Source organism: Pseudomonas putida, assembly GCF_028682635.1.
GTDB classification, from domain to species: Bacteria; Pseudomonadota; Gammaproteobacteria; order Pseudomonadales; family Pseudomonadaceae; genus Aquipseudomonas; species Aquipseudomonas putida_AE.
On record NZ_JANHLK010000004.1, the window covers coordinates 1 to 13,614 of the forward strand.

At 63.5% G+C, this 13,614-nt stretch carries 11 protein-coding genes; 10 read left to right on the forward strand and 1 reads right to left on the reverse strand.

The annotated features are described in order from the left end of the window. Positions 1-380: 380 nt before the first annotated feature. A complete protein-coding gene (locus tag NPS56_RS06035) occupies positions 381-1,196 on the reverse strand; it encodes an outer membrane protein OmpK (protein ID WP_274073875.1) in 816 nt (271 codons plus the stop codon). A gap of 669 nt (positions 1,197-1,865) precedes the next feature. On the opposite strand from NPS56_RS06035, the gene NPS56_RS06040 reads away from it, so the two are divergent. The 10 genes from NPS56_RS06040 to NPS56_RS06085 all read left to right on the forward strand — a co-directional run bounded on the left by NPS56_RS06040 (position 1,866) and on the right by NPS56_RS06085 (position 13,598). Next, positions 1,866-2,888, forward strand: coding sequence for an ABC transporter substrate-binding protein (locus NPS56_RS06040; RefSeq protein WP_274073876.1), 1,023 nt, complete (start codon positions 1,866-1,868; stop codon positions 2,886-2,888). A gap of 75 nt (positions 2,889-2,963) precedes the next feature. Further along, complete coding sequence (locus NPS56_RS06045) at positions 2,964-3,989, forward strand: aromatic ring-hydroxylating oxygenase subunit alpha (RefSeq protein ID WP_274073877.1); 1,026 nt, start codon at positions 2,964-2,966, stop codon at positions 3,987-3,989. 60 nt (positions 3,990-4,049) lie between these two features. Then, positions 4,050-4,892: an ABC transporter ATP-binding protein gene (locus tag NPS56_RS06050; protein ID WP_274073878.1), complete on the forward strand. Its 843-nt coding sequence runs from the start codon at positions 4,050-4,052 to the stop codon at positions 4,890-4,892. A 96-nt stretch (positions 4,893-4,988) separates the two neighbouring features. Beyond that, positions 4,989-5,717, forward strand: a complete 729-nt coding sequence (locus NPS56_RS06055; RefSeq protein WP_172681856.1) for an ABC transporter permease subunit — start codon at positions 4,989-4,991, stop codon at positions 5,715-5,717. A gap of 40 nt (positions 5,718-5,757) precedes the next feature. Further along, entirely contained in the window at positions 5,758-7,188 is a 1,431-nt protein-coding gene (locus tag NPS56_RS06060) for an amidohydrolase family protein (RefSeq protein WP_274073880.1), read from the forward strand. Next, positions 7,185-8,129 (forward strand): PDR/VanB family oxidoreductase, encoded by a 945-nt coding sequence (locus tag NPS56_RS06065; protein ID WP_274073881.1) that lies wholly within the window; start codon positions 7,185-7,187, stop codon positions 8,127-8,129. The genes NPS56_RS06060 and NPS56_RS06065 overlap by 4 nt, the downstream gene beginning before the upstream one ends. Before the next feature lie 342 nt (positions 8,130-8,471). Further along, positions 8,472-8,948, forward strand: a complete 477-nt coding sequence (locus NPS56_RS06070; protein ID WP_274073882.1) for a formate dehydrogenase subunit gamma — start codon at positions 8,472-8,474, stop codon at positions 8,946-8,948. Beyond that, complete coding sequence (locus NPS56_RS06075) at positions 8,948-10,507, forward strand: formate dehydrogenase beta subunit (RefSeq protein WP_274073883.1); 1,560 nt, start codon at positions 8,948-8,950, stop codon at positions 10,505-10,507. The genes NPS56_RS06070 and NPS56_RS06075 overlap by 1 nt, the downstream gene beginning before the upstream one ends. After that, positions 10,504-13,386, forward strand: a complete 2,883-nt coding sequence (fdhF, locus tag NPS56_RS06080) for a formate dehydrogenase subunit alpha (RefSeq protein WP_274073884.1) — start codon at positions 10,504-10,506, stop codon at positions 13,384-13,386. Before NPS56_RS06075 ends, fdhF begins: the two co-directional genes overlap by 4 nt. Then, the gene (locus NPS56_RS06085) at positions 13,383-13,598 is read left to right on the forward strand and encodes a formate dehydrogenase subunit delta (protein ID WP_248687421.1); all 216 of its coding nucleotides are present in this window, start codon (positions 13,383-13,385) and stop codon (positions 13,596-13,598) included. Before fdhF ends, NPS56_RS06085 begins: the two co-directional genes overlap by 4 nt. Positions 13,599-13,614 lie beyond the last annotated feature (16 nt).

Sequence of the window (13,614 nt, forward strand, 5' to 3'; positions counted from 1 at the left end):
TTCGTCACCCAGGCGAATGAAATGTCCTTTGGCCATTGCTGATCTCCCTCTCTGCTGGCGCTCCAGTCATGGAAAGCGCACCACTGTTATAGATCGATAAGCCGACTCGAGATGAGTGGCTTAAGGCAAAGTACGTGGACAGAGAGGAAACTCAAGATGGTCGAGAAAATCAGGAAAGATCCCACAAGCCATGCAGAAAAAGGCGACAAAAATGGAGATAGGACAAATACCAATTCGTACTCGGTTCTGGGATTTGAGATTGGCCTCGCGGTTTTCGGGGCTCCCACAAGCCGTACAGAAAACGGCGACGAAAATTGTGACAGGGTGAAACCGGGGCACCACGCGCCCCGGTCAAACGCCCTACCCGTCACGCTTTCCCGTCAGAAATGCACCTTCAGCAATAGGCTCAGCGCATTCTGGTCTGTTTCAAATCCTGAAGTGTCTTCAATCCCGTATTTATTCGACCAATAATCCCACTCAAGCCCCGCATAAAACTGCTTCTGCCGTTGCCCCAGCGCTTTGCCCACGTCGTATTTGATCTGTGGGTTGAAGTGCAAGCTCTTGGCCACGTAGTTGGAGGTGCCTTTGTTGCCGACGTCGTTGACGTACCACTCCAGGTAGCCGTCGAAGAGGATGTCGGAGCGGCCCAGCGGGAGGGTCATGGACCAGGTGGGGTTGATCTGCCATTGGCCGGAGGCCTTGCCGGTGATGCCGTCGGGTTTGCGGTAGTAGGTGTTCAGGGAGAAGCGATCGAAGCCTGGAAGGGCGAGGTCGACAGCGGGGCCGAGCAGATATTTGCGGTTGCGGTCTTCGCCGCGTTCGTAGGTGGCGGCGATGAGCACGTCCTTGACGATGCCGAAGCTGAGGGACCGGTCGCTGATTTTGCCCAGAGACAGGCGTGGGGAGAATTCGCCGTAGTAGGAATGGCCGTCGCCACCCGAGAGGCCGTTGGACCATTTGTTGTCGACGAACATGAAGACGTCGCCCCAGGTCCAGCCGCTGGCGTGTTCGAAGGTCACCGTCTGCTGGGTGTCGTCGCCGGTGCCGTCGACTTTGAAGTGCTGGCCGTAGAGGTAGCTCAGGCTGTTGTCGTTCCACAGCAGCGGGCCGGCTTCGACGCTGGCGCTGGCCAGGGCGAAAAGCGACAGCAGGCTGCGGCGCAAAAGAGTAGGTGCTAGTAACGGAGATGTTTTCATGGACTGCCCCTGGTAGGTGATTGGCGTAAATCACCGGCAAGGCATGCCCGAGCTGCGGGATAGCCACTGTTCTGGCCCTCAGCGTACTGAGGGGCGCCCCTTGCCGGGTACGCGGCGTAATGCCGCCAGAGCAATGCCCGGCACCCTGGGTCCTGTTGGAGCCACTCAGTGCTGACCGCTTCTACTCGATCCGGAACTTAGCACGGGTTGTGCCAACTGATCGAATACAATCCGCAGGCCATACTCAGCACAATCTATAGCTGAAATTGAACACGCAAATACCCAATGGATTGCGCACCATATTGAGGCCTGGGCGCCCGAGTTCGCACCGTCACGAATCGTCCTCCCCCACTGCTCACCAAGCGACTGACACGCCGGATCCCCTGACTGCGCGACAGCAACGACTTGGCACACTTCTGGCTATGACTCCTCCCGAGTAGAAGCGGTCAGTGCCAGCGATGGCACCGGGCATTGCTCTTGCGCCCTCCCCTATGGGCGTACGTCCGATTGGATGCTTGAACGCGGCGCCAGCGCCCCGGGCAAGAGAGATGTGTTAGCCGCGTGTCTACAACTTGGCGCCCTCTCTCTTTCCACGTTCTCTCCAATCGGTCCCTCGCTGGCGTGCCGATTGGCGCGCGGCGGTTTTCGAATCGTTGTGGAGAACACATCATGAAAATTCGCTTTGCTTTGGGTCAACCGCTTCGCTCGATGCTGGCCATGGCCCTCGTGCCCGCTGCACTGATAGCGTCTCCGCTGGCCCTGGCCAATGACAAGGTGGTGCTGCTCACTTCCTGGTATGCCCAGGCCGAACAGGGTGGTTTCTACCAAGCCCTGGCCGATGGTTTGTACGAGAAGGAAGGCCTGGACGTGACCATTCGCATGGGTGGGCCGCAGGTCAATGGCATGCAGTTGCTGGTCAACAAGCAGGCCGACTTCATCGTCAACTACGACTTGCAGATCCTCAAGAGCGTGGAGCAAGGCCTGCCCGTGGTAGCAGTGGCCGCGCCCTTCCAGGGCGACCCACAAGGGTTGCTGACCCATGCGGACGTCAGCGGCCTGGACTCCCTGCAGAACAAGCAGGTGCTGGTGTCCACCTCGGGCCAGCAAACCTGGTGGCCGTGGCTCAAGGGCAAGTATCAGCTCTCGGACAGCCAGGCGCGTCCCTACACCTTCAACCTGCAACCCTTCCTCGCTGACGCCAACACCACGCAGCAGGCCTACGCCAGCTCCGAGTTGTTCCAGGCGCTGAAGACCGGCGAGAAAGCCAACTTTTTCCTGTTTGCCGACGCCGGCTACCCGCCCTACGGCTCGACCCTGGCCACCCGCCAGGACGTGATCGATCAACACCCTGACCGAGTCCAGCGTTTTGTCCGCGCCTCGATGGAGGGCTGGAAGCGCTACCTGGACAACCCGAGCGCCAACTCTCTGATCAAGGCCGACAACCCGAACATGAGCGATGAGCTGCTCGCCTGGGGCTTGTCGACCCTCAAGCAATACCGCCTTGTCACCGGTGGTGATGCCGCCACCCAGGGCATCGGTGTGATGAGCGATGCGCGCTGGCAGGCTACCCGCAATTTCATGGTCGAGGCCGGCCTGCTCGGTGCCGATGCGCCTTGGCAGAAGGCCTATACCACGCGCTTCGTTCAGGACCTGAAGGTGCTGCCGACCTTTGAGCAGGCCGCCAGCCGCTAAGCCCGATTGCACCAACTTTGCACCCAAAGCCCGGGCCCAAGAGCCGGCTGAACGAACACCGTGAGGACACTTGTCATGTTGGTTACCAAACAACCTGTATTGCGCCGTTTCTGGTACGCCCTGCTGCCCATGACCGCGCTGGATGCCGGCCCGCAACCCTTCACTTTATTGGGCGAAGCCCTGGTGCTGTGGAAGCGCCCCGACGGCACCCCGGTGGCCATGCGCGACCGTTGCTGCCACCGCACCGCCAAACTGTCCAAGGGCTTTGTCAGCGAGGACGGCAACATTGCCTGCGGCTATCACGGCTGGGAATACGACTGCACCGGCACCTGCGTGAAGATCCCGCAGAACCCCGCGGGCATGATCCCGCCGGGCGCCTCGGTCCAGGCCTTTCACTGCCAGGAAAAATACGGCTACGCCTGGGTCGCCCTCGACGATCCGCTGCAACCGATCCCTGAGTTTCCCGAAGACGGCGCCCCGGGCTACCGGCGCATCTTCCAGTTTTATGAAGAGTGGAAAACCAGCCCGCTGCGGGTCATGGAAAACTCCTTCGACAACTCGCACTTTTCCTTTGTCCACAAGGCCAACTTCGGCCTGTTCGACCAGCCGGCGCCGGCCGGCTACGAGTTTCACGAAACCGACTACGGCTTCGAGGCCGAAACCCGAGTGCCGATCCGCAACCCCGAAGAAAGCTTTCGCATCACCGGCACCCGCGAGCCGATCACCCAGCGCCATCTGATCAACCGTTATTACCTGCCCTTTTCTCGGCGCTTTGGCTGCATGTACCCGGACAGCGGCATCCACCACATCATCTACAACTGCGCGACACCCATGGAAGACGGGCGCCTGATGCGGGTCCAGTGGCTGTATCGCAACGACAGCGAGGAGCAATGCTCGACCCAGGAACTGATCGATTGGGACGCGGCGATCACCGCCGAAGACCGCGACATTCTGGAAGCCACCGATTACGACGCCTGTGTCGACACCCGGCGGCGGGTGGAACTGCACATGCCGTCGGACAAGCCCGGCCTGGTGATTCGCCGGCAACTGCTGGGCCTGCTCGAAGCCCACGGCGAAAGCGAAGTGTTCCTCAGCCACTGAATTCAACGCCCCGGTGCGCCGGGGCTTATCCGGTCGCTCATGACCCCAGGGGAGAGCGCTATGTTGATGCAAACCATAACGGCGGCCAACGCCCGGCCACAGGCATTGCCCGACACCGACAGCGTTAGTGTGCAAACACCGCTGTTCGCCAACCAGGTGGAAAAAACCTACAGCAATGGCACCCAGGCCTTGAGCCGGGTGAAGCTGGCGATTCAGCGCGGTGAGTTCGTGTCGTTGCTCGGCCCTTCGGGCTGCGGCAAGAGCACCTTGCTGAAGATGTTCGCCGGCCTCGAACAACCCTCTGCCGGCCATGTGCGCTGGTGGGGCAAGGACAGCCCGGCCAGCCCGACGCAGGGTCAAAGCCTGGCCATGGTGTTCCAGGAGGCGACCCTGATGCCTTGGGCCCGGGTCAGCGATAACGTGCGCCTGCCCCTGGACCTGGCCGGTGTGCCCAAGGCCCAGAGCCAGCCCAAGGTCGACGCGGCTCTGGCCCTGGTCGGCCTGGACCGCTTCAGCCAGGTGTACCCGCGGGAGCTGTCCGGCGGCATGCAAATGCGCGCATCCATCGCCCGAGCCCTGGCCACCGAGCCCAATCTGCTGCTGATGGATGAACCCTTCGGCGCCCTCGACGAGTTCACCCGCAACAAGCTCGACAGCGACCTGCGCCAGCTGTGGGCCAGCCGCGACCTGACCGTGGTGTTCGTCACCCACAGCATCTTCGAGGCGGTGTACCTGTCGTCGCGGGTGGTGGTGATGGGCGCACGCCCGGGCCGGGTGATCGCCGACATCGAGATCGACGGCCCCCTGGAGCGGGACGAGGCCTACCGCACCTCCCCGGCCTTTATCGAGCAGTGCGCACGCCTGTCCCGATTGCTGGCCCAGGCCAATGGCGACCCTTGCTGATTTCACTTTGAGAGCCCAATCATGAGCCCATCCTCTACTCCCTGGTTGCGTCACCCCACGGTGTTGCGCATCGTCTCGCCGCTGCTGCTCGGCGCCGTGTTGCTGAGCCTGTGGCAACTGGCCTGCGTGGCCTGGAAAGTGCCGGTGTACCTGGTGCCCTCCCCGGCCGACATCGGCCGCACCCTGGTCAGCGATGGCCCGATGCTGCTCGGTGCGTTGTGGATGACCTTGAAGATCACCTTCTTCTCGTTCGCCCTGGCGGTACTGATCGGCACTTTGGCGGCCTTTGTCTTCGTACAGAGCCGGGTGCTGGAAGCCAGCCTGTTTCCCTACGCCATCCTGCTGCAGGTCACGCCGGTGGTGGCGGTGGCGCCGCTGATCATCATCTGGTGCAGCAACACCACGCTGGCGTTGGTGATTTGCGCGACCCTGGTGGCGATTTTCCCGATCATCGCCAACACCGTACTCGGCCTGCGCAGCGTCAACCCCGGCCTGCTCAATCTGTTCCGCCTGAACCGCGCCAGCCGCTGGCAGGTACTGCTGCGCCTGCGCATTCCCAGCGCCCTTCCGTGTTTTTTTGCCGGGCTGCGCATTGCCAGCGGGCTGGCCTTGATCGGCGCGGTGGTGGCGGAGTTCGTCGCCGGCACCGGGGGCACTGGCGCCGGGCTGGCGTACCAGATTCTCCAGGCCGGCTTTCAACTGAATATTCCAAGGCTTTTCGCCGCCCTGCTGCTGATCGCCCTGACCGGTGTCGCGCTGTTCAGCCTGATGGCCCTGCTGGCCCGGTTGAGCCTGCGCAACTGGCACGAAAGCGAACTCGGCTAACCCTTTGAGTCCGCCGCAAGCGCGGCGTATGGAGCCTCACATGACGTTTCAAAACAGTTGGCTGGTGCGCAATGCCAGCGCCATTCTCACCGGTTTGTCCGGCGCGGCGGCGCGCCATGCCGGGCCCGATATTCGCATCATCGACGGGCGCATCGCCGCCATCGGCGCCCTGCAAGCCCTGCCTGGGGAGCGCATGCTGGATGCCACCGATTGCGTGGTCTACCCGGCGTGGGTCAACACCCACCATCACCTGTTCCAGTCGCTGCTCAAGGGCATTCCCGCAGGTATCGACCAAAGCCTGGGGGCCTGGCTGGGCGCTGTGCCCTATCGCTATCGCGGCATGTTTGACGAGCAGAGCTTTCGCCTGGCCGCACGCATTGGCCTGGTTGAATTGGCGCGCTCCGGCTGCGCCACCGTCGCCGACCACCATTACCTGTACTTGCCGGGCATGGCCTTCGACAGTGCCCAGGTGCTGTTCGAGGAAGCCGAACGGCTGGGGCTGCGTTTTGTCCTGTGCCGAGGCGGTGCCACGCAGGCGCGGCAAGCGGAAGGCAACGCGGTGGCCGGGCCGGAGACCCTGGAGCAGTACCTGGGCGACGTTGAACGCCTGGTGCGGCGTTACCACGACCCGGCCGCCGACGCCTGGCGCCGTGTGGTGATGGCGCCCACCAGCCCGCCCTACTCCATGCCGGCGGAGCACCTGCGGGAAACCGCCCGGGTTGCCCGGCGGCTGGGAATCCGCCTGCACAGCCATCTGAGCGAAACCGTCGAATACCAGAACGAGGTGCAGCAACGCCATGGCATGTCGCCGGTGGCGTTCTGTGCCGAGCAGGAGTGGCTGGGGCCGGACGTGTGGTTCGCCCATCTGGTGAAACTCGACGCCGAGGAAATCCAGATGCTCGGGGCCAGCGGCACGGGCATCGCCCATTGCCCGCAAAGCAATGGCCGCCTGGGCAGCGGCATCGCCGATGTGGTGGCCATGGAAGCCGCCGGGATGCAGGTGTCGATCGGCGTGGACGGCGCCGCCTCCAACGAGGCTTGCGACATGATCAGCGAAACCCACGCCGCCTGGCTGATGCAGCGGGCCAAGGCCGGCGAACGCACCCGTGCGCGTCATGCCGGCGGCGACGAGGAAGGCGGTGCACACGCGGCAACGGTGGAAGACGTGGTGCGCTGGGGTACCGCCGGCGGGGCCAAGGTGCTGGGGCTGGACGACGTGGGCAGCCTGCAGGTGGGCATGGCGGCCGACCTGGCGATCTACCGCCTCGACCAGCCGCGCTACTTCGGCCTGCACGACCCGGCGATCGGCCCGGTGGTGGGAGGTGGACGCCCGACCTTGCGCGCCTTGCTGGTGGGCGGACGGTTGACCGTCGACAACGACCAACTGCCCGACCTCGACCTGGCCGAACTCGGCGCCCAGGCCCGGGACGCGGTGCGCCGCTTGCAGCAGGCCGCAGGAGTACGCGCATGAGCTGGTCTGCCCTGCACGTGCGCAGCCTGCGCCTGGAAGCCGACGATGTGCTGGGTATCGAACTGGCGCCCGTCGACGCCGCGCCCCTGCCCTTCACCTGGACGCCAGGCGCCCATGTCGACCTGCGCCTGGGCAACGGCGCGGTGCGCCAGTACTCGGTGCTGAGCCTGCCGGAAGATGGCCACCTGTACCTGGGGATCAAGCGCGAGCCAGCCTCCCGGGGTGGCTCGCGCTGGCTGCACGAGCAACTGCGCCTGGGTGCGCAGATCGAAGTCAGCGCGCCACGCAACCTGTTCGCCCTGCAACCGGGCAGCGGGCCGGTGACGCTGGTGGCGGCGGGCATCGGCATTACCCCGTTGTTGCCGATGTATCGCCAGTGCCTGGCCGAAGGCCGCCCCGTGCGCTTGCTCTATTTCACCCGGGAGACGCGCGAGGCGCCTTTCATCCAACGCCTGGGCGCGGACGTCCAGTGGTACGGCGGGTTGCGCGCCGGGCAGATTGCCGAGCTGCTGGCCAGTCAATTTCCCGCCTGGCAAAGCGCAGCCGGTCTGTACTGCTGCGGCCCGACCGGCTTCATGGACACCGTCGAACAGGCGGCGCTCAAGGCGAACTGGCCAGCCACAGCCCTGTATCGCGAGCACTTCCAGGCCCGGCAGCCCGCGAGCCTTGAGACGCAGGGCTTTTCACTGGAGCTGCGACGCAGTGGTTGTGAGGTCCAGGTGCAAGCCGGGGAAAGCCTGATCCAGGCAGCTTCGCGGGCCGGGGTCAATCTGGAATTTTCCTGTGGCATGGGCATGTGCGGCGCTTGTGTGTGCCGGGTCCTTGAAGGCGAACCGGAACACCGCGACGACTGCCTGAATGACGCCCAGCGCCAAAGTGGTGAATGGATCGCGCCCTGCGTTTCCGGTAGTCGCGGCACACGCCTGGTGCTGGATGCCTGAGCGGTGAGGAATGAGGCCCGTCAAAGCGGGCCTGGTTGGGCCGTCCATAAATGCCCAACCCAACATTTGCGCCGCACTCTTCTAGACTTAATAGGTGGTCGCAGACAGAACCAAGCACGTCGCTTTGGTACAGCTGAATCAACGCCCCCGTGGCAATCTGGGTTTTATGCCCTTTCAGAGGCGCGGCGAAGACCGTGCCGGGCACAACAAGATGCCCGCTCAGGGTGCCCTGGCCTACGGCCTGAAATTGCCACGATGCCGTGACGTGGTGTGAGTGCCGCAGCCGACACTTTCGGACGACCGACAACCATCTGGTTTGTCCGTGACCGTGAGGATTGCTGAATGCCTGATGTTGAGTTGCACTTGTCTTTGGTCAACAGCCTGCTGGAGCGCCACAAGGGCTCTGCGGGTGCGCTGTTGCCCATTCTTCATGATATTCAGGAGCGCATTGGGTACATCCCCGATGCCGCCGTCCCCGAGATTGCCCATGCGCTGAACCAGAGTCAGGCCGAGGTTCGTGGGGTGATCAGTTTTTACCACGATTTCCGTACCGCGCCGCCCGCGCGACATATCCTGCGGCTGTGCCGGGCCGAGTCGTGCAAGAGTCGTGGTGCCGAGCAGTTGGCTGCGCAGTTGCGCGAGCGTCTGCAACTGGATGATCACGGCAGTAGCGCGGATGGGAGCATCAGTTTGCGGCCGGTGTATTGCCTGGGCGCTTGCGCCTGTTCGCCGGCGCTGGAGCTGGATGGCCGGGTGCATGCGCGGCTGAGTGCCGAGCGGCTGGATGCATTGCTCGATGCTTGCCGGGAGGACGCATAATGCCCGCTTTCTATGTGTCTCGTGATTCGGTAGCCCGTGCCGTGGGTGCCGAAGAGGTTGTGGAGGCCCTTATCATCCATGGCCGGGGGCGCGTCGTGCCGCTGGTGATAAACCGCACCAGCTCGCGTGGCCTGTACTGGCTGGAACCATTGCTGGAAGTGGACACGCCGCAAGGTCGTTTCGGCTTCGGCCCACTGACTGCTGACGATGTACCGTCAGTGCTCGAAGCCCTGAAAGGCGAGCCGTCTGCTCATCCTTTGGCCCTGGGTCTGGTGGAAGAGTTGCCCTATCTGAAGACTCAACAACGCCTGCTGTTTGCCCGCGCCGGCATCACACAGCCGCTGTACATCGACGATTACCTGGATCATGGCGGTTTCGAGGGTTTGAAAAGAGCCGTCATCCTCGGTGGCGAACGGACTGCGACTGAAGTGTTCGACTCAGGCCTGCGTGGCCGTGGCGGCGCGGCCTTCCCCGCCGGGATCAAATGGCGCACGGTGCGCGCAACCGAAGCGACGCAAAAGTACATTGTGTGCAACGCCGACGAAGGCGACTCCGGCACTTTCGCCGACCGCATGTTGATGGAAGGCGACCCCTTCCTGCTGATCGAAGGCATGGCCATTGCCGGCCTCTGCGTCGGCGCCACCTACGGCTACATCTATGTGCGCTCGGAGTATCCGGATGCCGTGGCCATCCTGCGCAACGCGCTGGAGATTGCCCGGAAGAATGGTTACCTCGGCGCCAATGTCGGCGGCAGCGGTCAGGCCTTCGATATGGAAGTGCGGGTCGGTGCCGGTGCCTACATCTGCGGTGAAGAAACCGCGCTGCTGGACTCTCTTGAAGGCAAACGCGGGATCGTTCGCGCCAAGCCGCCGATCCCCGCCTTGAAGGGCTTGTTCGGCCAGCCGACGCTTGTGCACAACGTGCTGACCTTGGCCTCGGTGCCGCTGATTCTGGCCAAGGGCGCGCAGTTCTATCGCGATTACGGCATGGGCCGTTCCCTGGGCACCATGCCCTTCCAGTTGGCGGGCAATGTGCGTCGCGGCGGGCTGGTGGAACGGGCCTTTGGCCTGACCCTGCGCGAACTGGTGGAAGACTACGGCGGAGGCACCGCCAGTGGCAGGCCGCTGAAGGCTGCGCAGGTGGGTGGCCCGCTTGGCGCCTGGGTGCCGCCGTCGCAATTCGACACGCCGCTGGATTACGAGGCCTTTGCCGGCATCGGCGCGATGCTCGGTCACGGCGGTGTGGTGGTGGCGGACGACACGCTGGACATGGCTCACATGGCGCGCTTCGCCATGGAGTTCTGCGCCGAGGAATCCTGTGGCAAATGCACGCCGTGCCGCATCGGCTCGACCCGGGGCGTGGAGGTGATCGACCGCTTGCTGGCCGCGCAAGACCCGAGCGGTCGCGATGAGCAGGTGATCATCCTCAAGGACCTGTGCGACACCCTGCAATACGGTTCGCTGTGTGCGTTGGGCGGCATGGTGTCCTTTCCGGTCGCCAGCGCCCTCAAGCACTTCCCCGCCGACTTCGGCTTGTTGCCCTCGGAGGCCGAGCAATGATCACTCTTTTCGACCCGAACACAGACATTGACCTGGGTACTCCTGCCCGCGACAGCCAGGTGCAGGTCACCCTGAACATCGATGGTCGTAGCATCAGCGTGCCCGAAGGCACTTCGGTGATGCGCGCCGCTGCGCTGCTTGGCACCACCATTCCGAAACTCTGTGCCACCGACAGCCTGGAAGCCTTCGGCTCCTGCCGCATGTGCCTGGTGGAGATCGACGGTATGCGCGGTTATCCGGCGTCCTGCACCACGCCTGTTACTGAAGGCATGAGCGTGCACACCCAGACGCCCAAGCTTGCGACCCTGCGGCGCAATGTCATGGAGTTGTACATCTCCGATCACCCGCTGGACTGCCTGACCTGCTCGGCCAACGGCAACTGCGAGCTGCAAACCGTGGCCGGTCAGGTCGGCCTTCGGGAGGTGCGTTACGGCTATGAAGGCGACAACCATCTGGCCGATGTGAAGGACACTTCCAACCCCTACTTCGACTACGACCCGAGCAAGTGCATCGTCTGCAACCGCTGTGTGCGCGCTTGCGAGGAAACCCAAGGCACCTTTGCCCTGACCATTACCGGGCGCGGTTTTGAATCCCGGGTGGCGGCTGCGGGTGGGGATAACTTCCTCGATTCGGAATGCGTGTCCTGCGGCGCCTGTGTGCAGGCCTGCCCTACTGCGACGCTGATGGAAAAAAGCGTGGTCGAACTGGGCCAGCCCGAGCGCAGTGTGATCACCACCTGCGCCTATTGCGGCGTGGGTTGCTCGTTCCGCGCCGAGATGAAAGGCGACCAGCTGGTGCGCATGGTTCCGGACAAGAACGGCCAGGCCAACCATGGCCACTCCTGCGTCAAGGGGCGCTTTGCCTGGGGCTACGCCACCCACCCGGATCGAATCACCAAACCGATGATCCGTAAGCACATCAACGACCCTTGGCAGGAAGTGAGCTGGGATGAGGCGGTGACCTACGCCGCCAGCGAATTCCGCCGGTTGCAGCAGAAATATGGTCGCGATTCCATTGGCGGCATCACCTCCAGCCGCTGCACCAACGAAGAAACCTACCTGGTGCAAAAGCTGGTGCGCGCCGCGTTCGGCAACAACAACGTCGACACCTGTGCGCGGGTCTGCCACTCGCCCACCGGCTATGGCCTGAAGCAGACTTTGGGCGAGTCAGCCGGCACCCAGAGCTTCGACTCGGTGATGCAGGCCGACGTGATCCTGGTGATGGGCGCCAACCCCAGCGACGCGCACCCGGTGTTCGCTTCCCAGCTCAAGCGCCGCTTGCGGGAAGGTGCGCGGCTGATCGTCATCGATCCACGCCGCATCGATCTGGTGGATTCGGTGCACGCCCGCGCTGAATATCACCTGGCGCTGCGCCCCGGCACCAACGTCGCCATGCTCAACGCCCTGGCCCATGTGATCGTCACCGAAGGGCTGCTCAACCAGGCCTTTATCGACGCCCGTTGCGAGGGCGGCGATTTCGCCAACTGGAGTGAGTTTGTCAGCCGGCCGGAAAACTCGCCGGAAGTGCTTGGCGCGATCTGCGGCGTGCCCGCTGCCGACATTCGTGCCGCCGCGCGCCTGTATGCCACTGGCGGCAATGCGGCGATTTACTATGGCCTGGGTGTCACCGAGCACAGCCAAGGCAGCACCGCCGTCATGGGCATTGCCAACCTGGCCATGGCCACCGGCAACATCGGCCGCGAAGGCGTCGGAGTGAACCCGCTGCGGGGGCAGAACAACGTTCAGGGTTCCTGTGACATGGGCTCGTTCCCCCACGAGTTGCCTGGCTACCGGCACATCTCCAACGAGGTGGTGCGGGCGCAGTTCGAACAGGCGTGGAACGTCACCCTGCAACCCGACCCGGGCCTGCGTATTCCCAACATGTTCGAGTCGGCACTGGCCGGCAGTTTCAAGGGCCTGTATTGCCAGGGCGAGGACATCGCTCAGAGCGACCCGAATACCCAGCACGTCACTGCGGCCCTGTCGGCCATGGAGTGCGTGGTGGTGCAGGATATTTTCCTCAACGAAACCGCCAAGTTCGCCCATGTATTTTTGCCGGGCAGTTCGTTCCTGGAGAAGGACGGTACTTTTACCAACGCCGAACGGCGCATCTCGCGGGTGCGCAAGGTCATGGACCCGCTGGGTGGCAAGGCCGACTGGGAAGGCACGGTGGCGCTGGCCAACGCCCTGGGTTATCCGATGAACTACAAACACCCATCGGAAATCATGGATGAAATCGCCAGCCTTACGCCGACCTTCACCAACGTCAGCTACGCCGAACTGGACCGCCACGGCAGCCTGCAATGGCCGTGCAACGCCGCGGCACCGGACGGCACGCCGACCATGCACATCGAGGAATTCGTGCGCGGCAAGGGGCGATTCATGCTCACCGGCTATGTGCCGACCGAGGAGAAGGTCAACACCCGTTATCCACTGCTGCTGACCACCGGGCGCATCCTCAGCCAGTACAACGTCGGCGCGCAAACCCGGCGTACCGAGAACGTCGCCTGGCACGATGAAGATCGCCTGGAAATCCATCCGACTGACGCCGAAAGCCGTGGCATCAACGAAGGTGACTGGGTCGGCATCGGCAGCCGTGCCGGGCAGACCGTGCTGCGCGCGCGGATCACCGAACGGGTTGCGCCGGGCGTGGTGTACACCACCTTCCACTTCCCTGAATCAGGCGCCAACGTGATCACCACCGACAACTCCGACTGGGCCACCAACTGTCCGGAGTACAAGGTCACGGCCGTGGAAGTCAGCCGCGTGTATCACCCTTCGGAGTGGCAAAAGCGCTTCCAGGAGTTCAGCGAGGAACAGGACCGCTTGCTCAGGGATCGCCGCCACGCCCGTGGTGATAAGGCGGAGGTGCGCCGATGAGCACGGAAAACCTGATCAAGATGGCCAACCAGATTGCCCAGTACTTCGCCAGCCAACCGGACCAGCAACAGGCGGTGCTCAGCGTGCGCAATCACCTGCAGATGTTCTGGGCGCCGAGCATGCGCAAGGAATTGCTGGCCTGGCAGACGGAGCATCAGGGGGCGGATTTGCATCCGTTGGTGCAAGAGGCGGTGAGTGGCGCGGGTTGGTAGCGACTGGAAAAACGCT

Excerpts from the sequence above, each read along its gene's own strand:
- NPS56_RS06035 (WP_274073875.1), bottom strand. The coding sequence starts at position 1,196 with ATGAAAACATCTCCGTTACTAGCACCTACTCTTTTGCGCCGCAGCCTG.
- NPS56_RS06040 (WP_274073876.1), top strand. The coding sequence starts at position 1,866 with ATGAAAATTCGCTTTGCTTTGGGTCAACCGCTTCGCTCGATGCTGGCC.
- NPS56_RS06045 (WP_274073877.1), top strand. The coding sequence starts at position 2,964 with ATGTTGGTTACCAAACAACCTGTATTGCGCCGTTTCTGGTACGCCCTG.
- NPS56_RS06050 (WP_274073878.1), top strand. The coding sequence starts at position 4,050 with ATGTTGATGCAAACCATAACGGCGGCCAACGCCCGGCCACAGGCATTG.
- NPS56_RS06060 (WP_274073880.1), top strand. The coding sequence starts at position 5,758 with ATGACGTTTCAAAACAGTTGGCTGGTGCGCAATGCCAGCGCCATTCTC.
- NPS56_RS06065 (WP_274073881.1), top strand. The coding sequence starts at position 7,185 with ATGAGCTGGTCTGCCCTGCACGTGCGCAGCCTGCGCCTGGAAGCCGAC.
- NPS56_RS06070 (WP_274073882.1), top strand. The coding sequence starts at position 8,472 with ATGCCTGATGTTGAGTTGCACTTGTCTTTGGTCAACAGCCTGCTGGAG.
- NPS56_RS06075 (WP_274073883.1), top strand. The coding sequence starts at position 8,948 with ATGCCCGCTTTCTATGTGTCTCGTGATTCGGTAGCCCGTGCCGTGGGT.
- fdhF (WP_274073884.1), top strand. The coding sequence starts at position 10,504 with ATGATCACTCTTTTCGACCCGAACACAGACATTGACCTGGGTACTCCT.
- NPS56_RS06085 (WP_248687421.1), top strand. The coding sequence starts at position 13,383 with ATGAGCACGGAAAACCTGATCAAGATGGCCAACCAGATTGCCCAGTAC.